The following is a 20,581-nucleotide window of genomic DNA, read 5'->3' on the forward strand; positions in this document are numbered from 1 at the left end:
GCGGCGGCGAGCGTCAACCCGGACGGGAGCGTGCTGGTGTTCGGCAGGATCCTGGAAGCCGAGCTGGCCGACGAGCACGACTACGAGGGCGACCTGATCGAGTTCGCCCTCACCGGCGGCGGTGCCCGCGACCACGATGAGCACGAGGCGCTGTTCGCCGCCGCGGGTCTCGCCCCGGCGGAGCGCACGACGATCGGGTGGGGGCTCACGCTCTACACGCTCGCCCCCGGTGAGAGATGACGGCGGCACAGGAGTCCGCCGATGAAACGCTGGGCCGGACATGGTTCGGCATCCGTCTGCCGGTTCTTCTCCAGGCCCCGGTCCAGCCGCGACTGTCCGCACCGATCCGGTACGAAGGCGTGTCGGCGACGCGGTTCGCGGTGCGGGTCATGTTCGCCGCGCGCCGGTTCACCGTGCCGGCAGGGCTCCTGCTCGCGGTGAGCATGATCGGCGAAGCGCTCGTGCCGGTGATCGTCGGCGCGGCGATCGACGGGGCCATCGCGACGGGAGATCTCGGCCGGCTGCTGTGGTGGCTGGGCGTGCTGGCGGTGGATTTCGCGGCGTTCTCCCTGGCGTTGCGCTTCGGATCGCGGCTGGGTCTTTACGGGATGCAGCAGGTGCAGCATCGCTTGCGCACGACCGTCACCGACCGGCTGCTGCACCCGGCGGGCAGCGAGCACGGTCAGTCGGACGGGGCCGCGCTGTCGATCGCGACGAGCGACGTCACCCGCCTGGCGGCGATCATGCAGATCGGCGTCTACCCGGCCGGGGAACTGGCCGCGATCGTGTTCTGCGGCGTGTGGTTGTCGCTGCTGTCGCCGTGGCTGGGCATCGCGGTGCTGCTCGGCGCGGCGGCACTGCTGGTGGTGCTGTTCACCGCCGGCGGGCCCCTGCAGCGCCGGTCGTTTGCGCAGCAGGAACTCGCTGCCGACGCCGTGGGGCGGGCCGCGGACCTGCTCGCCGGGTACCGGGTCATCAAGGGGCTGCGCGCAGAACCCGAGGCCACCCGTCGCTATCGGGAGGTCAGCCAGGCGGCACTGGGCGGGACGCTGCGGGCCAAGACCGCACACGGCGTGTTCCTCGGCGGCACCGATGCCCTCACCGGGCTGTTCACCGCCGCGCTGACGGTGCTCGCCGGGTTCCTCGCCCTGCCGTCGCATCTGGGCGGGGCCGGGCAGCTCGGCATCGGAGGGCTGATCGCTGCGGTCGGGCTGATCCAGTTCCTCGTCGGACCGCTGACGATGATGCCCGCCAACACCGGAGCGGTCTGGGCGATCGGGGTCGCCTCCGCCCACCGCGTGCTGAGCGTGCTGAACGCGCCCATCGCAGCCGATGCCCCGGATGCCGCTCCCACCCCTCGCGCCGACGGTGAGGCGCCCGTGGTCGAGGCGGTGCTGCCGAAGCTCGCGCTGCGGGTCGAGCCGGGCGAGCTGGTCGGTGTGCGCGCCGATCAGGCCGCGGCGGAGCAACTCGTCCGGCTGCTGTCCGCCCGCCGCCGATCGGGCGATGCGGGGAGCGTGCTCCTCGACGGCGCGCCGCCGTCCGCCCTCGGCGTGGATGCCTGGCGACGCCTGGTGCTGGTCGCCCCGCACCGGGCCGAGTTGTTCGACGGAACCATCGCGTGGAACCTCTCCACTCCCGCCACCGACGCCGCCCTGGTGCCGAGCGCTCTGGAAGCGGCCGCGTGCAACGACATCCTCGACGCGCTCCCGGACGGCGTGGAGACCCCGGTCGGCGAGGGTGGCACGCAACTGTCGGGCGGACAGCGCCAGCGCATCGCCCTGGCCCGCGCGTACGCCGCGCATCCGCCCGTGCTGCTGCTGCACGAGCCGGCGACTTCGGTCGACGCCGCCACCGAACAGGCCATCGCGTCGAGGCTCTGCGGCATCCGGGCGGGGCGAACGACGATCGTGCTCACGGCATCCCCCGCGCTGCTGGGCGTGTGCGACCGGGTCGTGACCGCCGGGAGCGGAACATGACCGCCACCACATTGCCCATTGCAACCGGACGGCAGACCCTCGCCGTCGCGTGGCGACTGGCGTCCCGCCGGCCCGGGCTGCTCCTGCTCGTCGTCGTCGTGATGCTCAGCGGCGCGGCTGCGGGGCTCGTGACGCCGTGGGCGCTGGGGGCGCTCGTCGACCTCATCGGCGACGACACCGCCACCGCGGCGGAAGTGTGGCGACTGGGACTCGCGATCCTCGGTGCCACGCTCTTCGCAGCCGCGACGGCCGGGGTGGGGGTCATGCTCGCCGCACGTCTGTTCGAGAGGATGCTCGCCGAGTTGCGTGAGGAGTTCATCGCCCGCGCCCTCGCCCTGCCGCAGGGCGTGGTCGAGCGCGCCGGGACGGGTGACCTCGTCTCGCGCGCGAGCGATGACGTGGCCGAGGTGTCCGACGCGATCCCGCAACTCGTCCCCGCCCTGACCTCGGCGCTGTTCACCGTCGTCGTCACCGTGGCGGGCATGGGCCTCGTCGATGGCCGCTTCGCGCTCGCGCTCGCGGTCACCATCCCCGTCTACGCCCTGACGATCCGCTGGTACCTGCGCACCGCGCCGATGATCTACGCGGCCCAGCGCGCCGCGACGGCGACGCGGGCGCACCACGTGCTCGCCGCGTTGCGCGGGCTCGACACCGTGCTCGCCTATCGGCTCTCCGACGAGCACTCGGGTCGCATCGCGGTCGCATCGTGGGACGTCGTGCGCTGGGCGCTGCGCGCACGGGTCGTCCAGAACATGCTCACCGGCCGCCTCAACCTCGCCGAATATCTCGGCCTCGCCAGCCTGCTGCTGGCGGGCTTCTGGCTCGTGCAGGCCGACCTCGCCACGATCGGCGGGGCCACGACCGCCGTGCTCCTGCTGCTGCAGGTGTTCGCTCCCGTCGGTGAGCTCGTGTTCGTCATGGACGAGGCCCAGGATGCCGCCGCGTCGCTCTCCCGCATCGTCGGCATCACGCGGAGTCCTTCCGCTGTCAGCGCGCCGCCCGCGGAGATGACGACGCCCGCAGCGGGCGGACCCGTCGCGTCGGCGCGACGCGTCACGTTCTCCTACGGCGACAGCAGGCCTGTGCTGCACGAGGTCGACCTGCACGTGGACCCGGGCGAGAGGGTCGCCCTCGTCGGCGCCTCGGGTGCCGGCAAGAGCACCATCGCCGCCCTGCTGGCCGGCATCCACGAGCCCGCCACCGGATCGGTCAGCAGGCCGGCACGGACACTGCTGCTCTCGCAGGAGACCCACGTTTTCGCCGGGACCCTCGCCGACAACCTGCGCCTCGCCCGTCCCGATGCCTCGGATGCCGAGTTGACGGAGACGCTCACCCGCGTGCACGCCGGCGGGCTGCTGCACGCGCTGCCGGACGGGCTCGCCACGCCTGTCGGGCACGGCGGGCACCCGCTCACCGCGGCGCAGGCGCAATTGCTCGCCCTCGCGCGGCTGCTGCTGGCGGATGCGGAACTCGCGATCCTGGACGAAGCGACCGCGGAGGCCGACAGCGCGGACGCGAGCCTGCTCGATCGCGCCGCCGAGACGGCCATCTCCGGGCGAGCAGCGCTGGTCGTCGCCCACCGGCTCTCCCAGGCCGCCAGCTGTGATCGCGTCCTCGTCGTCGATGACGGTCGCATCGCCGAGGAAGGCTCCCCCGCGGCGCTCGTCGCCGTCGACGGGGCGTATGCGCGACTGTGGGCGGCGTGGGAGGCCGGTCGAGGCAACCGTCCGAACCCGCGTCCACCGACGTCCAGGGGTTGTTGACAACTCGTTGAGAGATCTTTGAGAGGTCGTTGGCCGCATCCGCGCGGCGAGCCAGGAAGGCGCGTTCTCTGCTGGATGCCAGAACGGACTCCTGTTCGATGAGGAGCTCCGCATCGCGGGGGAGAGTCCACAAGCGACGACGTCAGGGCGCGCGTCAGGCGCGGCCGAGACAGCTGCGGTGTCGCCCCGCAGAGCAATGGCGGCGGCTGACGGGGAGTGCCCCGTGGTCACGGCCCACTGCCCGTGATGCGGAGGAGGAGATGCCCTCCGCATCACGGGCAGTGGATGCGATCGACGCTCGGCAGATCTCTGGTGCGGATCGCCGGAATACGGTCACGCGCGACACGGCACCCGAGCCGCGTCCGGTGTACGCGCACCCGTCACACGCTGTGTGCCGCTGTCACCGCACTCTCACCCGAGCACCGAGTCGATCATCGCGACCAAGCGCTCGGCGGCCCATTCGGTCGACAGGGGCCCGGGATATCCGAGCGCCCAGGCGATGTTGCCCTCGAACTCTTCGCCGTCGAAGACGTAGCTGGTGCCGGCGTTGTCGAAGATCACGACATGGTTGTTCTCGACGGCATCCAACTGCTGGAACAGCGACTGCGACGTGAGCAGTTCGTCGAACTCGGTGCGCTCGAGATCCTGGGTGTTGTTCGCGACGATCAGGACGTCGGCGTCGACCAGGCTGATCAGCTCCGTGCTGACCGTGGTGCGCGTGTCGTCGAAGTTCTCGGCCAGAGGGTTGGCACTGAACCCGAGGCTGAGGAACAGGGATTCGACGGTCGATCCGGTGCCGGAGTAGTACTCGATCCCCCATTCGCTCCCGAACACGACCAGGTAGGTCGCCGTCAGCCCCTCGAACTCCGGGTTGTCCTCTCTCACGTCGCTGAAGAACTGGTCGTAGCCGTCGACGACGTCTGCAGCGGCGTCACTGAGGTCCAGCGCCGTCGCGATCTGGTCGAGGCGGTCTTGCCAGGTGGCCACGACGTCGTCTGAGGTCTCGGCCGCCAGCACCGGCGCGATGGCGGACAGGCGCTCGTACGCCTCGGCGCCGATGTCCTCGGCAGTGACGATGATGAGGTCCGGCTCGCTCGCCGCGACGGTCTCGTAGGGGTAGGGCTCCGCGTCGTCGTAGGCGTAGACGGTCTCGACCTCGTGGGCAAGCGCGTCGAGGGTCCAGACGGATCGCTCGAAAGTGTCCGGGGCCAGCACAGGAGACACTCCGATGCTGGCGAGGAGCTCGACATCGGTGCCGTAGGAGTTCACGACCGCGATCCGTTCGGGACGTTCCTCGAGAGACGTCTCGCCCCAGGCCGTCGTCAACGTCAGCGGATACTCCGTCACGCCCTCAGCCGCAGGCAGCAGGCTCGTGGAGCTGCTGGCCGTCTCCGACCCCGCGCCGGCCTCGCCGCTGCAGCCTGACAGCAGGAGGAGCGCGACGACCGCGGCTCCTAGGACAGTGGCGGCGGTGGCAGTTCGGGATCGTTCCGGGCGCAGGTTCCTCATCGGTGGTTCTCTCTTGTTCGGGGTCGGTTCAGGTGCCGGGAAGGCAGGCGGCACTCGATTGAGGTTAGCTTTGCCTTACCTTCATCGGTTATCATGAAGCGACGAATCATTGTCCCGGCCAGAAGGCGTGCTCGTGCGGAGTGTCAGCAACCTCTCCATGCTCTCCGTGGATGAGCTTCCGCCCGTCTCGGCGGGACCGCTGTCGAACGATCGTCTTGTGCTCTTCCTCTGGGTGCGCGCGGGGGCAGCGATGGTCGAGGTCGCACGCCGAGTGCATCGCGTTTCGGCCGGGGAGGCGATTCTGGTTCCCCCCGGCGTCGTCCATGCGGTCCAGACGGAGCAGGGAACGCTGGCGATTCCGATCTTCGCGCCCGCGACGATGTTGCCGGCGGCGCCCCCTGACGTACGCATCATCTCCGTCCCCGCTGACTGGAATGACTGGCTCATGCACCGGTTCGCCGCCGGAGAGGTCACCCGCGTCGCCCCTTTGCAGCAGCTGTTACGCGGAGCCTCCCCGGCGAAGACCGTGGGAGAGGCCGGTGCCTATGCGGCATCCTTGCCGATGCCGCGTGCGTCCCCTGCGCGGTCTGTTGCGATGACGATCCTGCGCGCGCCCGGCAGTGACATGTCCGTGTCGGCGTTCGCGGAACGAGAGCACATCAGCGTCAAGACACTGCAGCGCCACTTCCGCAACGAGACCGGCCTCCTGATGTCTGAATGGCGCACTCGCGCGCGCGTGTCTGCGGCGGCTGCCCGGCTGATCGAAGGGCATCGGATCGGATGGACCGCCCGACACGTCGGCTATGCGTCTCCGGCCGGTTTCACGCGGGCCTTCCGCCGGCATACCGGCGTCTCTCCGCAAGAGTTCGCGCGACGCGTCGCCCTCGGCGTCGCCTCGCGCGACAACTCGAGCAGCGACATCTTCACGGACGTCGCAGCGCTGATCACGCAGAGCCACCCGGCACCGAGGATCCCGTCCGAGCTGCGGCCGGTCCAGATCGAGAACTGCCACGTTCTCCATTGGGCGTACCGAGGTCGTGTGACACTTCGCATCGGCGCTCATGACCGGCAGCTGCACCGCGGAGACCTCATCTGGGTTCCCGCGGGAGTTCCTTTCCAGGTCGAGCTCGGCGACGGATCCATATTGATCCCGGTCGGCAGCAGACATGGCCATGGGCATGTCGCGCCCGAAAATCTCGAGACGTTTACCTACCCTCTCTCCGCGGAGGAGCATCTCCTTCACGTCGCCCTGTCGGAGGAGACGTTGCTGAGGCCTGCCGCCGGGCCCGGAACGATCGTGGACGTGCTGTTCCGGGCGCAGTTCGGCCGCGACCAGGACGGCACCGCGATACAGGCTCATGCATCTTCGGTCGCGAAGATCGGCGCCGCCTTATGGCACAGCCCTGACAACGCACGATCGCTGACAGAATGGGCGGATGTCCTCCACGTCGACGCTCTTCAGCTGAGCCGGGAGTTCTCGAGACAGACGGGGATGCCCTTTGCCCAGTGGCGATCGCGACTGCGCATGGACGTCGCTCGCGCGCTCCTGTGGACCGGAAGGACACCCGGTGACGTGGCGCGACAGATCGGCTACAAGAGCACGTCGGCGTTCACGAAGGTGTTCTCCGCCACCCACGGCATGTCGCCGAGGGAATATCAGCGTCGCGAAGCCGCGATCTGAGCCGAGATGCAGCCGGCAGGGTGCGGCGGCCTCCAGACGCATGTCCGTTCTTCGGAGAATGTGACGAACTTCGTCACATTCTCCGGCCGTCGCGCGGCTCAGTTACCCACCGCCGAAGAGGCGACCCCCGAAACCGTCCCGCAGTCGGGCACGTCGCGGGCGCGCTGGTAGCGCGTGCGCGCCGTCGTGGGCCGGATACCGAAGTATCCGGCGGCGTCGACGAGGGGGAAGCGGTCCCCGTGGACGAGGATCACGATCTCGCGTTGGCGACCTGGGAGCCGGCTCACCTCCATGCGCACGAGGTCGCGGCCGTCGTCCCGATCCGGAACGTGCTCCTGCACGATGAGGAGCTGCTGGAGCGCGGATGCCTAGATCGCAGCAGTCGCGGCGCTGGGCCAGGAGCACCCGGCGGGCGACGCCGAAGGCCCACATGCGCGCCGGGGTCTCGTCTTCGGGGATTTCGGGATCTCGAGGGTCTCTTGCGCGGTCATTCCGGCCGCGCTTCCGATCGCCGCGCTCACCGCAGTGCCGCGCTGGCCCGCTTTCCGAGTTTCAGCATCGGCGGCGACGATCGAGGGGCACAGGTCTCCCCTCCACATGGCGCATAACTCAGGCAGTTCCCCACCCACCGGACAGAAAGTGCCCGGGGATGACCCATCCTGCCTGAGTTATGCGCCCGGTGCTCGGCGCTCTGCCTCCCCCATCGTTCAGTCGACCAGCGCGGACAGCTCCAGCCAGCGCTCTTCGAGGGTGGATGCCTCGGCATCCAGCGCGGTGATCCTCGCCATCTCGGCGCCGAGGAGCTGATAGTCGGACTGGTCGAGATCCGCGAGCCTGCTGCGGGCATCGGATGCCTGCCGACGCAGACGCTCCACGCGGCGCTCCAGGGAGGCGAGCTCCTTCTCGGCGGCGCGCAGGTCGGCGCCGGAGAGGGCGGGGGTGGAGGAGTCGGTCTTCTCACCGCGTTTCGTCTCGTCGCTGCGCTCCTCGCTCAACGATCGCGGAGCGGGGGTCGGAGCGGAACGCAGCTTCAGGTACTCGTCCACCCCGCCAGGGAGGTGCCGCAGCCGGCCGTCGAGGATCGCGTACTGCTGATCGGTGACCCGCTCCAGGAAGTAGCGGTCGTGGCTGACGACGATCAGGCATCCCGGCCAGGAGTCCAGCAGGTCTTCGAGCGCGGCGAGCATGTCGGTGTCGAGGTCGTTGGTGGGCTCGTCGAGGATCAGACAGTTCGGTTGATCGAGCAGGATCAGCAGCAGCTGCAGCCTCCGCTGCTGGCCGCCGGAGAGGTCCTTCACGGGCGTCGACAGCTGCGCCGAGGAGAAACCGAGGCGTTCGAGCAGCTGGCCCGGCGTAAGCTCAGCCGCCTTCGAGCCGGAGCCGAGGGTATAGGTCGTCCGCAGCCGCCCGATGACGGTGCGCACGGGCTCGTCCAGGTGCTCCGCCAGCTCGTCGAGCCGCTGGGTGAGGGTGGCGACCTTCACGGTCTTGCCACGCTTGACGCGGCCGCCGGTCGCATCGACGGTGCCCGCGATCAGGCCCAGGAGGGTCGACTTCCCCGCACCGTTGACGCCGAGGATGCCGGTGCGCTCCCCCGGCGCGAGCCGCCACTCGACCCCGCGCAGCACGGGCCTGCCGTCGAAGGAGACCGAGACGTCGAGGAGGTCGACGACATCCTTCCCCAGCCGTGAGACGGCCAGCGACTGCAGCTCGGTCTTGTTGCGGATCTCCGGCACATCGGCGATGAGCGCGTTCGCCGCGTCGATGCGGAATCTCGGCTTGCTCGTGCGCGCCGGCGCCCCGCGCCGCAACCACGCCAGCTCCTTGCGCGCGAGGTTCTGCCGCCGCTGCTCGACCACGGCCGCCTGGCGGTCGCGCTCGACGCGCTGCAGGATGTAGGCCGCGTAACCGCCCTCGAAGGGCTCGACGATGCGGTCGTGTACCTCCCACGTCGCAGTGCACACCTCATCGAGGAACCAGCGGTCGTGCGTCACGACCAGCAGCGCGCCAGCGCTTTTCGCCCAGCGCCGCTTCAGGTGATCGGCGAGCCAGGTGATCGCCTCGACGTCCAGATGGTTCGTCGGCTCGTCCAAGGCGAGGATGTCGTGGTCGCCGATCAGCAGCCGCGCGAGGGCGACCCGGCGGCGCTGGCCTCCCGAAAGAGTCGCGAGAGGCGCCTGCCAACCGAGGTCTGCGAGAAGTCCTGCGACCACCTCGCGCACGCGCGCGTCTCCGGCCCACTCGTGCTCGGGCGCGTCGCCGACGACGGCGTGCCCCACCGTGTCGTCGTCGTCCAGGGTGTCGGCCTGATCGAGGACGCCGACCGTGACGCCGCCGCGGACGGTGACCCGTCCGGCATCCGGCGCCAGGCGTCCGGCGAGCATCGCGAGCAGGCTCGACTTCCCGTCGCCGTTGCGGCCGACGATGCCGATGCGGTCGCCCTCGTCGACGCCGAGGGTGACCTCATCGAAGACGACCTTGGTGGGGAACTCGAGATGCAGCGCTTCAGCGCCGAGCAGATGTGCCATGTCCCGACCAGGCTACGCGAGCGGGCGGTGCGGCCCCGTCCGGGAACAGGCAGCCCACGTGAACGGACCGCCCCGGGGCAAACACAGGCAGCGAGAAATCCCGTGCCGCTCAGGCGGGAAGGGAGCGCAAGCGGCACGCCGGAGCGGCGCGTCGGCGAGCAGGACGATCACCGCGCGGCGGTAGGCTCCGGGTCATGCAATGCCTGTGAATCCATTCCCCCTGATCGCTGCGGCATCTCTCGCCACCTTCGAAAGGTTCACTCATGCATGCATCCGTGCCACTGCGTCCTCTGCATCCTCTGCGCGGAAAGACCGCGCTGGTCACGGGCGTCTCCCGGCGCCGCGGGATCGGCTTCGCCGTCGCGATCAAGCTCGCCGCGCTCGGCGCGAGCATCGTCACGCAGCACCATCGCGACCACGACCTCGCGCAGCCCTGGGGTGGCGACGATCTCGAGGCGGTGCGAGACGGCATCCGGTCGAGCTTGACGGAGGATGCCGTCGCCGACGACATCTCCGCCGACCTCGCCGACCCGGACGCCATCGGCGCGGTGTTCGAGCGCGCGGCGGGTTTGACCGGCTCGGTGGACATCCTGGTCTGCAATCACGCGAAGAGCGGCGACGACGGCAGCATCCTCGACATGACCCCCGAAAGGCTCGACGCGTTCTGGCAGGTGAACGCGCGGTCCACCCTGCTGCTGACGGCGGCGTTCGCCCGTCACAAGACGCGCTCCCCCGATGAGCCGCGGCGCCGCCCGGGCGAGCGCATCACGAGCGAGAGGCCCTATGTCGAGCCTCAGGGCCACGTGTTCTGGATGACGTCAGGGCAGGTGCACGGACCGATGCGGGGCGAGATCGCCTATGCGACGAGCAAGGCGGCGCTGGCGGGCGTGACGGCGTCGGTCGCGGCGGAACTGCTCGAGCTCGGGATCATCCTCAACACCGTGAATCCAGGCCCGGTCAACACGGGCTATCTGGATCCATCGACGACCGATCGGCCGCTGCACGAGCTCGACGAGTACCTGCAGACGACGGCGTTCGGCCGATTCGGAGTGCCGTCCGACCCGGCGGAGCTCATCGGCTGGCTATCGACGCCCGCCGGCAGCTGGATCGTCGGCCAAGTGCTCACGAGCGACGGTGGGTTCAGTCTCGGGTGAGTTCGACACCCCGCGGGCCTGGGACATGTGGCGCGGGATGCCCTGCCGCGCGGCGCGACTCGCCTGGCAGTCATGGTCGGATGCCAAGGAACGAGACGGCCACAACTGCCACGGCAACAGACCTGGGCACTCGGCATCCCTCGGCATCCCTTCATCTGGCACTCGTGGCCGCCCCGCAGGGCGCGAGGGGACCACAACTGCCAAGACAATGGACGCCATCCCCGCGCAGCGCGACTCGCCTGGCAGTCGTGGCCGGATGCCGGGGCAGAAGGCGACCACAACTGCCACGGCAAGAGGACGCCTTCCCCGCGCAACCCGACTCGCATGACAGTTGTGGTCAGGTGCCGAAGCGCGAGAAGGGCGCGACTGTCAAGGCAAAGGCGACGCGCACGTGGCTGGGCGTGCGCGCACGCGTCAGGTGAGCCTGAGAATCGTCTGTGCGCACCGCCACGCCTACCAGGGCAGGATCGCTGCGGCGCACTCCAGCAGGGCGGCGCGGAGCGCGGAGGGCAGTTCGATCGATGACAGCTCCTGCGCCAGGGCGAGACCGCTCAGCCCTCGCACCGCCGACCACGCGGCTTCCTTGGCGTCGAAAGCGATCTCGGCCTGGTCGAGGAGGACGAAGGCCTCGGCGACGACGTCGGGAACGGCGGGAGCAAGGCCGGACACCGTGAGAGTGAGACCGTGGCTGAGGTCGACGCGGCCCAGCTCGACGCGCAGCGCGGGCGCGAGGATCTCGTCGTCGACCACGCCCGCGTCGGCGAGTGCCGGGGCGTCGGGGAGGTCCGCACCACCGGCGACGCCGACGACCTCGAACCCCACGCCTTCAAGGCCCACGGCGCCGACGATCTCCACGACGATCTCGCGCAGCGCCGACGGCTCAGGCCCTGTCGTCGGCTCGATCGTCAGGCGCAGGTCGGCGAGGCCGTCGGGCCGAACGGTGAGAGACTGCACGAACCGCGTGAGGTTGCGATCCTCGGGCGTCGGGGCGCCCTGGCCATGGTCCTCGATGAGGTGCGACACGCCCTCGCCGGGGAACACGCGCAGGGTCAGCTTGTCCGGCACATCCCCGAGAGGCGCGAGCGCGTCGGCGAGCGGCAGCACCGCCCCCGCGCGCGCGAGCACGGGCGTCCGCTCCAGCGACCGGTGCAGCGTGACGTGCGTGCCGCCGTCGTAGCGGCGGCCCGTGAACACGTCGAACCAGGCGCCCTCCGGCAGCCAGGCACGCGCGGATGCGAGCCCTGCCTCGGGGTCGGCGGGGGTCGTGACGGGAGCGACGAGCAGATGCTCCCCCAGCAGGTACTGGTTCGGCACGGAGTACGCGGCATCCACCGCCGGCGCTTCGTGGTACATCGGGCGCACGACGGCGACGGCGTCGGTGTGCGCGCGCCACGCGGCGGTGTACAGCGCCGGGACGAGCCGGTGCCGCAGCCGCAGGAAGCACGCCATGATCCCGAGCGCCCGCGGGCCGAACGCCCATGGCTCCTTCGTCGTGAACGGGCTGGAGGACGAGTGCAACCGGTTGATCGGCGAGAACACACCGTACTGGAACCAGCGCACGGTGCGCTCGATGTCTCTGTCGCCCCACATGTGGCCGCCGATGTCGTGCGACCACCACGTGTAGCCCACGTTGGCCGCCGTGTTCGTGAAGTACGGCTGGAAGTCGAGCGAGGCCCACGTCGTGACGGTGTCGCCCGAGAACCCGACCGGGTAGCGGTGGCTGCCGAGTCCCGCGTAGCGCGAGAAGGTGAGCGGTCGCGTGCCGCGCCGGCCGGAGTCGTGGAAGTGGAGGTGGTTGAGCATCCACAGCGGGTCGAGCCCCGGCACCCGTGTCGCCCCTCCCGACTGCCAGTCGATCCACCAGAAGTCGACGCCCTGCTCCTCCAGCGGATGATGCAGGAACCGGAAGTACGCGTCGACGAACGCGCGCGAGGTGACGTCGAACTCGACGGGCAGTCCGCTGGCCGGATCGATGCCCATCGCCTCGGCCATCTGCGGATAGGCGTCTTCGTGGCGGCGCACGCCGTCGGCCGGGTGCAGGTTGAGAGTGACGGCGAGCCCGCGCTCGTGCAGCGCGGCGAGGAAGCGCGGCGGGTCGGGGAACAGCTCGCGGTTCCAGGTGTAGCCGGTCCAACCGGCACCGATCTCGGGGTCGATGTCGACGAGGTGCCAGTCCATGTCGATCACCGCGACCGACAGCGGGATGCGCTCGCTCGCGAAGCGGTCCATGACCGACAGGTACTCCTCTTCGCTGTAGGGCCAGTAGCGGCTCCACCAGTTGCCGAGCACGAAGCGCGGCACGAGGGGCGTCGGCCCCGTGAGGCGGTGATAGTCGCGCAGCGCCGCCGCGAAGTCGCGGCCGTACCCGAAGAGGTACAGGTCTTTGCGCCCGCGCGGGCCGGCCGGTGAGCGGGGAGCCACCCACCCGTCGGGAGAGAGCAGGGCCGATTCGGAGTCGTCGACGGCGGCGAAGCCGTAGGTGGCGAGGATGCCGGGTTCGAGCGCGATCGCGCCGTCGGCCTCGTCGAGGGTGCGCGCCGTGCCGAGGAGATTGCCCCGGTGCGGGAGCCGCTGGGGGTAGGAGTGCCCGTAGCGCCACGTCGAGTAGTGCCCGTCTGTCGCGCCGCGCAGGAGCGTCACCGTCAGCCCCGCCTCGGTGAACTCGCCGCCGTCGTAGCGCAGCCGGAGCGCGTCGGTGAGGATCTCCACCCCGCCGCCGGGAAGCTGCGTCACGGTGAATCCGGGCACGGGGAAAGCGCGCGAGGTGACAAGCTGCGTGCACTCATCGACGAAGGCGCCGCGCTCGTTCCACTCCATGCGGATGAGGCGCGGTGTCAGGACGGTGAAGCGGTAGGTGGCGCCTGCGACGACGGCATCCGGGTGCGCGGGCGCGGGGCGCCCGTCGGACATGGCGATCAACGGTTCTCCTCGGTGTCGTCTGAGTGCCGGCTCGGTGTCGACAGAGGATCGGCACCAGAAGCCGCGCCGCGGCGGGATGACCTCAGAAGATGCGCCACGTCGCGTCCAGGCTACGCGAGCGGACGCCGGGACAGCGCCAGGCTGGCAGTGAGAGCATAAGGGCGTGCCTCACGTGTCCGGGCTCTTCCGCCATCCCGTCAAGGGCTTCACGCCGGAACCCGTCGATCACGTCCTCGTGCAGGCCGACGGCCGCATCGCGGGCGACCGCGTGCTGGCGTTCCGCTTCGCGAGCGCGGTGGACCCGGAGGCGCGAGACGGGCTCGACTCGTGGCCGAAGAGCAGGGGCCTGGCGCTGATGGCCTTCCCCTCGCTGGCGCGCCTGCGCCTGCGCTTCGACCCCGAGGCACTGCGGGTCGAGATCCGGGAGGGCGCCGCGGTGCTCGCCGAGGAAGGGCTCGATGACGCCGGCCGGCGCCGGCTCGAAGAGGCGGTGACCGCCTTCGTCGCGGCATCCCCGGAGTACGCGCTGCTCGAGAACGACGGCGTCCTGCCGCTGCGGCTCGTCGGCGACGGTCGCACGTCGCGCTTCCAGGACCGGCCGCGGGGGTTCGTCTCCGTGCACGGCGAGGCATCCGTGCGCGCCGTGGATGCCATGGTGACGGCGTCCGTCGACGACCGTCGGTTCCGTTCCAACATCGTGGTCGCGGGCACAGCGCCGTGGGAGGAGCTGACGTGGACGGGCCGGGTGCGGATCGGCGCCGTGTCGTTCGTGCCGCAGGCGCCGATCGGCCGGTGCGCTGCGATCATGGCGAACCCCGACAGCGGCGAGCGCGATGCGCGCCTGCTGCGCGTGCTCACGACGCGCTTCGACCAGGACGAGCCGACCCTCGGAATGCTCCTGCTGCCCGAGCCGGCCGAGCCGACCGGGGCTGGCGGGGGCGAGATCCGTCTCGGCGACGAGGTCGTCGTCGAGCGGTAGCTGCCGCGATCAGTACCAGAAGCTCAGCCGCGGCGGGGTGAGGGTCGACAAGACGCGGGCGGCGGCATCCGCGTCGCTGGATTCCACGCGACCGGCACGGGCCAGCGTCGCGAGCGAGACACCGCCGAGATACGCAGCCGAGAGCTCTGCGACGCCGAGGCGCACGGCGACGGCATCCGTCGGGGCGTCTCCTGTGCACGCCGCGACGTGCCCGCGCCCGTCGGCGTCGACCGTCAGCAACCAGCGGCCCTCCGCGAACCCCAGCGGGTCGGCGACGTGGAGCAGAAGGCTGCCGGATGCCTCGTACCTGCGCGCCTGGAGCGCGGCCGGCACGTCGAGGATGCGCACGTAGTGGTGGTCGCGCACCTCGATGCGGGCGGCGCGTCGGTCGGCGATCATCCACCACAGCGGCTCGTCGACCGACAGCTCATGCGCGCGCACGGTGCCGACGAGGTCCATCGACAGCAGGAACCGCCACAGCCCCGCATACGCCGCGTCGGTCGCGGCGAGCAGCGACGAGACCTCGAGGGACGAGTCGGCGTAGTCGTGCTCGTTCACCGTGACGCGGTACAGCACGAGCCCGTCGACTTCCCCCGCCGCAGAGCGGTATTGCAGGACCCGCGTCTTCTCGGCGTTCTCGGCGTCGGGGCGCGTGCCGAAGAAGCGATCCCAGTGCCCGCCCGGCATGTCGATCTCCCCCGGCGAAAAGCGGCGGATGCGCTCGTGCAGCGATTCGACGACCTCACGCCCGCGCTCGCGCGAGACGAAGTCGATGCGGCCGGGCGTCTCGGGTCCGGCCCAGCCCGCGCGACGCGCGTTGATCGTCCATGATGCGGCGTGCGCGGCGGGCCCGAACCCGAACCGGCCGTAGATGGACGACTCGGTCACCGTGAGAGCGGCGACGGGGATGCCGACCGCCGCAGCGGCGCGCAGCTCGCCCGTCATCAGCTCGCGCAACAGTCCGCGGCGACGGTGCGTCGGCGCGACGGTCACCGAACTGATCGCGCACGCGGGAAGGGCCACGTCTCCCGGCACCGTCAGCTGCGCGACCCACGAAGCGAACGTCGCGACGGGAGTCTCGGGGTGCGGCGCCTCGTCGTCGTACACGCCGAGCTTGCGATAGTACGCGTTGCTGTCGAAGTGGGCCCGCCGCTGCGCGTCGTTGCGCTCGCTGTCGAGGAAGCCGCGTGCTTCGGCTTCGAGCCAGGCCGACGTCTGCGCGAGATCGGCATCCTCGACGCGGTGCAGCCGCAGCCCCGCCGCCGCGACCGCGTCCGAGGATGCCGGATCGAGCGGTGTGTCGTGGTGGTCGCGGGCGAGATCGATCATCAGCCCAGGCTACGCGCCGTGCGAAGGGCGACAGAGGTGAAGGCATCCCTTCACACGGCAGTCGTGGCCGGATGCCGACGCAGCACGCGACAACGAACGCCATCCGAACCACGAGCGGCGCACTGTGCGGGTGCGGCCAGTCAGGCGATGTGCACCACGTGGGCGCCGCGGGCGGGGGCGCCGGCGGCGACGCAGGTGCAGCCGGCGGCCGTCAGGGCGGAGGCCAGGGATGCCGCGGCGCACTCGCCTGCGGCCAGCAGCGCGACCGTGGGCCCAGAACCGGAGACGAGCGCGGCGAGCGCGCCGGCATCCGTCCCCGCCTGCAGCACGCGCACCAGATCGGGCTGCAGCGACAGTGCGGGGCCCTGCAAGTCGTTGCGGAGAACGCCCGCCAAGGCTGGCACATCCCCTGCGCGCAGCGCTTGCAGCACGGCAGGGTCGACCGTCGGCGACGCGATCCGGGGGCGGATGTCGGCCGCGGCGCGCAGCCGGTCGAGCTCGGCATAGACGGCGGGCGTCGACAGGCCGTCGGTGCGGGTGACGAGCACCCAGGAGAACCGGCCGCGCACGAGCGCGGGAGCCAGCTCGTCTCCCCTACCCGTTCCGACCGCAGTGCCGCCGAGGATCGAGAACGGCACGTCGGCGCCCAGCTGCGCGCCGAGCTCCTGCAGCTCGAGGGTGCTCAAGCCGCCGTCGAGCAGCTCGTCGACGGCGACGAGGGTCGCCGCGGCATCCGCCGACCCCCCGCCCATGCCGCCGGCGACGGGAACGCCCTTGTGGATGTCGAGGTGGATGCCCCCCGCATACCCGAGCCGGCGTGCGACGAGCTTCGCCGCCCGGACGGCGAGGTTCGAGGCATCCAACGGCACACCGGAGACATCGACGTCGCCGCTGACGGCGATCGTGAAGCCGTCGGCGACGCTCGCCCACACATCCTCGTAGAGCGACACCGCCTGATACACCGACGCGACGTCGTGATATCCGTCGGGCTGGACGTCGCCGACGGCGAAGAAGAGGTTGATCTTGCCCGGCGCGCGCACATGCACGCGCCGGCCGAAGACGCGCGCGAGGCTCACGCCGTCGCCGAGCCCGCCCACAGGTCGACGTCGATGCTGTCGGCGACGGCGTCGATGCGTTCGAGCTCCTCGGTCGAAAACGCGGGGCCGTCCAGGGCAGCGAGATTCTCATCGAGCTGCTCGGGTCGCGAGGCGCCGACGAGGGTCGAGGCGACCACCGGGTCACGCAGCACCCATTGGATCGCGAGCTGCGCGAGGCTCTGGCCGCGCTCCTTCGCGATGACGTCGAGACTACGCAGGGAGGCGAGCGCTGCCTCGGTCAGCCTCGTCCCCGGCAGCGAGGAGCGCTGCTGCGCGCGCTGGGCCGTGCCGTCGGCGAGGTACTTGCCGGTGAGCAGTCCCTGGGCGAGCGCAGTGAAGGCGATCGCCCCCATCCCCTCCTGGCGGAGGGCTCCGGTGAGGCCGTCTTCGATCCAGCGATTGAGGATCGAGTATGCCGGCTGGTGGATGATCAAGGGCGTGCCGAGCGAGGCCGCGATCGCCTTCGCCTCGATCGACCGCTGCGCGGAATACGACGAGATGCCGACGTAGAGCGCTTTGCCCTGGCGCACGAGCGTGTCGAGCGCTCCGATGGTCTCCTCCAGCGGGGTCACCGGGTCGAAGCGGTGCGAGTAGAAGATGTCGACGTAGTCGACGCTCATGCGCTTCAGCGACTGCTCGGCGCTCGCGATCAGGTACTTCCGCGAGCCGAGGGTGCCGTAAGGACCGGGCCACATGTCCCAGCCGGCCTTCGACGAGATGATCAGCTCGTCGCGGTAGGGGGCGAAGTCCTCGCGCATCATGCGACCGAAGTTGGTCTCGGCCGAGCCGTACGGGGGGCCGTAGTTGTTGGCGAGGTCGAAGTGGGTGATGCCGCGGTCAAAGGCGTGCCGGAGCAGGGCGCGCTGGCCTGCGAAGGGGATGTTGTCGCCGAAGTTCCACCACAGCCCGAGCGAGATCGGCGGCAGATACAGGCCGCTCGTGCCCACCTGACGAAACGCGGCTCCGCTGTAGCGGTCTTCGGCAGCGGTGTAGGGGCGGTGGAGGTCTCCCCCGCGGGACGGCGGGAAGCGTTCTTCGGCGTCGGTCATCCCTCCAGGCTATCGGCGTGCGCGCAGAAACGTCCGCGAAACGATCGCCGCCCAGCCACGTAACGATCACGGCTTAGGTTGGGCGCCACACCGGAACGAAAGGGGCTGCTGTGACGAAGCTGACCGCCCTCCCCCCGCACCGCCACCCGTGGGAGACCCTCGCCGCGCGCGAGGATCTGCGCTGGGTCGACGGCATGCTCCATCTGGTCCACGACGATCAGACGCCGGATGCCGCACGCACGGCCGATCTGACGCTCATCGCCGATGCCCTCGAGGCGGCCGGCGTCGAGCCCCTGCTCATCCGGCACGGGCGATCGCGCCCCGCCCTCGTCGTCACCGATGCGCAGGCGCCGGTCGCGATCGACGCGATCAGCGCGCTCGGGCACAGTGAGCCGCTCTACGTGAAGACGCGGAACGACGATCCGCGACTCGCGAGCGACAGCGCGTGGCCTGATGCCGCCCCGGCATCCGTGCGCCTCTTCCGCCCCCGCGTCACTCCCGGCGGCTCGCTGCGTTACGGACTGCGCGAGTCCGTGACGGTGGAGATCTGGCGTTTCGACGACGGCACGGTGCACGCGCCGCGCGCGAATGCGCTGACGCGGCGGGTGTTCCCCGTCTCGGAACTGGAGAAGACCACGGTGACCCGGTATGGCAGAAGCTGGCATACCCTTTCGGGAATGTTCGACCCGCAGCCCGACGAGTTCATCGGTGAGATCGACATGGTGTTCTCGTGGGTCGACGGCTCGTCGAGCGAGTTCCAGCGGCAGCGCGCTGCCCGGATGGAGGAGTACGTCGTGGGCGCCGGGGACGACGGACCGGCCCGCTATCGGCACGTGGACGAATTGCGCTACGCGCTGCGCAGCGTGCACCTTTATGCCCCGTGGGTGCGGCGCATCTTCATCGCGACCGACTCGACCCCGCCTGCATGGCTGAAGGAGCATCCGAAGGTCACGATCGTACGCAGCGAGGAGTTCTTCGCCGACCCGGCGGTGCTGCCGACGCACAACTCGCACGCGGTCGAGTCGCAGCTGCACCACATCGATGGGCTCTCCGAGCACTTCCTGTATTCCAATGACGACATGTTCTTCGGTCGCGCCGTGCAGCCCGAGCTGTTCTTCAGCGCGGGTGGGGTGTCGAGATTCGTCGAGTGCGGCATCCGGATCGGATCAGGCGGTGCGCACGTTCACCGCAGCGGCCACGACAACGCGCTGCGCGTGAACCGCGAGCTGCTGCGCGAGAGGTTCGGGCGGACGATCCTGCGCGACCTGGAGCACTGCGCGGCACCGCTGCGCCGGAGTGTGCTGTACGAGCTGGAAGAGACGTTCTCGGCGGACTTCGCGCGAACCGCCGCATCGCGGTTCCGCTCGGCGACCGATGTGTCGGTGACCAACTGCCTGTACCACTACTACGCGCTGGCGACCGGCCGCGCCGTCACGACGACGATGCCGAAGGTGCGCTACGTGCAGACGACGATGGCCTCGTCGCTGCGGCGCATGGAGAACCTCGTGGAGCGGCGGGACGCCGACATGTTCTGCCTCAACGACGGCGGCGAGAACGAGGTGCCGGAGAGCGTGCGGGTGCAGCGGGTGACCGACGTGCTCGAGCGGATGTTCCCGGTGCGCGCCCCCTGGGAGATCGACGAGGTCAGCGCAGCACCGGCGTCGGAGCAGGCCTCCGCGCAACGCTGACGCCGGAGATCCCGGCGTCCGCCAGCAGCGAGCGCGCGTGCGCGGGGTCGGTGTATTCCATGATGCGACCCGCGTCGACCGGAACGACCGAGTGCACGACGGTGTCGTCGTAGACGTGGACGAGGTTGTACGACTGCGCGCCGTCCTGCGGGCGTGTTCCGCCGACGGGAACGGTGAGGTCTTGCGCATAGCACGTGGAGGACGCCACGGACACCGGGATGCCGGCGAACGTCGCGAACGTCGAGTAGTGCAGATGCCCCGCGATGATCGCGCGCACATCGGTGCCGCGCACGACGGCGGCGAGCCGGCGCTGATCGCGCAGCTCGACGCTCGCCGCGAGCGCGAGGACGCTCGGCACCGGCGGGTGATGCATCGCGAGGATCGTCCCGAGCGGTGCGGGGGTGCTCAGCACGCCGGCGAGCCACGCGAGCTGGTCGTCGTCGATCTGGCCATAGTGCTCACCGGGCACGGACGTGTCGAGGGTCACGATGCGCAGGCCGTCGAACTCGTCGACGCGGCGCACGGGCCGGAGCGCCGCCGCGTCGTCGTCGTCGGTATGGTCCCACAGTTCGGCGCGGAACGCGGCGCGATCGTCGTGGTTGCCCATGACCCACACGACGGGGGCGCCCAGGCGTGCGGCGAACGGCTCCACCATGGCGCGCAGGTCGGCATACGCCGCGCGCTCGCCGAGGTCGACGAGGTCGCCGGTGAACACGATCGCGTCGGGCCGGATGCCGGAGGCCTCGATGCCGGCGAGAGCGCGGGCGAGGTGCTCCGTGCCCGAAACGGCGTCCCAGATCCGCGAGCCGCCGGCGCGAAGGTGTGTGTCGCTCAGGTGCAGCAGGACTCGCTCGGGGGCCGGGTACTCAGCGTTTCGCACAGCCTCATGTTACAGGCATGTTTCGT

At 70.4% G+C, this 20,581-nt stretch carries 14 protein-coding genes and 1 pseudogene; 7 read left to right on the plus strand and 8 right to left on the minus strand.

From position 1 onward, the window contains the following. The 3 genes and pseudogenes from QM641_RS08640 to QM641_RS08650 form a co-directional block, all read left to right on the plus strand. Positions 1 to 240 (plus strand): annotated as a pseudogene (locus tag QM641_RS08640) (siderophore-interacting protein); the annotation flags it as partial. After that, the gene (locus QM641_RS08645) at positions 237 to 1,979 is read left to right on the plus strand and encodes an ABC transporter transmembrane domain-containing protein (protein ID WP_415115482.1); all 1,743 of its coding nucleotides are present in this window, start codon (positions 237 to 239) and stop codon (positions 1,977 to 1,979) included. The pseudogene QM641_RS08640 and the gene QM641_RS08645, both read left to right, overlap by 4 nt. Further along, positions 1,976 to 3,742 carry an ABC transporter ATP-binding protein gene (locus QM641_RS08650; protein ID WP_415115484.1) on the plus strand — a complete coding sequence of 589 codons (1,767 nt, stop codon included), beginning with the start codon at positions 1,976 to 1,978 and terminating at the stop codon, positions 3,740 to 3,742. The genes QM641_RS08645 and QM641_RS08650 overlap by 4 nt, the downstream gene beginning before the upstream one ends. Before the next feature lie 411 nt (positions 3,743 to 4,153). Here QM641_RS08650 and QM641_RS08655 read toward each other — a convergent pair whose 3' ends face one another. Beyond that, positions 4,154 to 5,251, minus strand: coding sequence for an ABC transporter substrate-binding protein (locus QM641_RS08655; protein WP_415115486.1), 1,098 nt, complete (start codon positions 5,249 to 5,251; stop codon positions 4,154 to 4,156). A 250-nt stretch (positions 5,252 to 5,501) separates the two neighbouring features. Between QM641_RS08655 and QM641_RS08660 the strand changes: the two genes are divergently transcribed. Continuing rightward, positions 5,502 to 6,932 carry a helix-turn-helix domain-containing protein gene (locus QM641_RS08660; protein WP_415115488.1) on the plus strand — a complete coding sequence of 477 codons (1,431 nt, stop codon included), beginning with the start codon at positions 5,502 to 5,504 and terminating at the stop codon, positions 6,930 to 6,932. Between the two features lie 98 nt (positions 6,933 to 7,030). Here the strand turns inward: QM641_RS08660 and QM641_RS08665 are convergent, their stop codons facing one another. Both QM641_RS08665 and QM641_RS08670 read right to left on the minus strand, forming a co-directional pair. Then, on the minus strand, positions 7,031 to 7,273 hold the full coding sequence (locus tag QM641_RS08665) for a sigma factor-like helix-turn-helix DNA-binding protein (protein ID WP_415115490.1): 243 nt from the start codon (positions 7,271 to 7,273) through the stop codon (positions 7,031 to 7,033). A gap of 366 nt (positions 7,274 to 7,639) precedes the next feature. Next, positions 7,640 to 9,460 (minus strand): ABC-F family ATP-binding cassette domain-containing protein, encoded by a 1,821-nt coding sequence (locus QM641_RS08670; protein ID WP_415115492.1) that lies wholly within the window; start codon positions 9,458 to 9,460, stop codon positions 7,640 to 7,642. A gap of 263 nt (positions 9,461 to 9,723) precedes the next feature. On the opposite strand from QM641_RS08670, the gene QM641_RS08675 reads away from it, so the two are divergent. Next, positions 9,724 to 10,614, plus strand: a complete 891-nt coding sequence (locus tag QM641_RS08675; protein ID WP_415115494.1) for an SDR family oxidoreductase — start codon at positions 9,724 to 9,726, stop codon at positions 10,612 to 10,614. A gap of 453 nt (positions 10,615 to 11,067) precedes the next feature. On the opposite strand, the gene QM641_RS08680 is transcribed toward QM641_RS08675, so the two are convergent. Further along, on the minus strand, positions 11,068 to 13,524 hold the full coding sequence (locus QM641_RS08680; RefSeq protein WP_415115496.1) for a TIM-barrel domain-containing protein: 2,457 nt from the start codon (positions 13,522 to 13,524) through the stop codon (positions 11,068 to 11,070). Between the two features lie 172 nt (positions 13,525 to 13,696). Here QM641_RS08680 and QM641_RS08685 point away from each other — a divergent pair, with 172 nt between their 5' ends. Next, positions 13,697 to 14,512, plus strand: a complete 816-nt coding sequence (locus QM641_RS08685) for an MOSC domain-containing protein (protein ID WP_415115498.1) — start codon at positions 13,697 to 13,699, stop codon at positions 14,510 to 14,512. Between the two features lie 9 nt (positions 14,513 to 14,521). Here the strand turns inward: QM641_RS08685 and QM641_RS08690 are convergent, their stop codons facing one another. The 3 genes from QM641_RS08690 to QM641_RS08700 form a co-directional block, all read right to left on the minus strand. Then, complete coding sequence (locus QM641_RS08690; RefSeq protein ID WP_415115500.1) at positions 14,522 to 15,841, minus strand: GNAT family N-acetyltransferase; 1,320 nt, start codon at positions 15,839 to 15,841, stop codon at positions 14,522 to 14,524. Positions 15,842 to 15,981: 140 nt separating this feature from the next. Continuing rightward, positions 15,982 to 16,917: a 4-(cytidine 5'-diphospho)-2-C-methyl-D-erythritol kinase gene (locus QM641_RS08695; protein WP_415115502.1), complete on the minus strand. Its 936-nt coding sequence runs from the start codon at positions 16,915 to 16,917 to the stop codon at positions 15,982 to 15,984. Then, complete coding sequence (locus QM641_RS08700) at positions 16,914 to 17,987, minus strand: aldo/keto reductase (protein WP_415115504.1); 1,074 nt, start codon at positions 17,985 to 17,987, stop codon at positions 16,914 to 16,916. Before QM641_RS08700 ends, QM641_RS08695 begins: the two co-directional genes overlap by 4 nt. Positions 17,988 to 18,097: 110 nt before the next feature. Here QM641_RS08700 and QM641_RS08705 point away from each other — a divergent pair, with 110 nt between their 5' ends. Continuing rightward, the gene (locus tag QM641_RS08705; protein ID WP_415115506.1) at positions 18,098 to 19,675 is read left to right on the plus strand and encodes a stealth family protein; all 1,578 of its coding nucleotides are present in this window, start codon (positions 18,098 to 18,100) and stop codon (positions 19,673 to 19,675) included. Here QM641_RS08705 and QM641_RS08710 read toward each other — a convergent pair. Then, positions 19,632 to 20,555 (minus strand): phosphodiesterase, encoded by a 924-nt coding sequence (locus tag QM641_RS08710; RefSeq protein ID WP_415115508.1) that lies wholly within the window; start codon positions 20,553 to 20,555, stop codon positions 19,632 to 19,634. The genes QM641_RS08705 and QM641_RS08710 overlap by 44 nt on opposite strands. Positions 20,556 to 20,581 lie beyond the last annotated feature (26 nt).

This window comes from Microbacterium sp. (assembly GCF_047605725.1).
Taxonomy (GTDB): domain Bacteria; phylum Actinomycetota; class Actinomycetes; order Actinomycetales; family Microbacteriaceae; genus Microbacterium.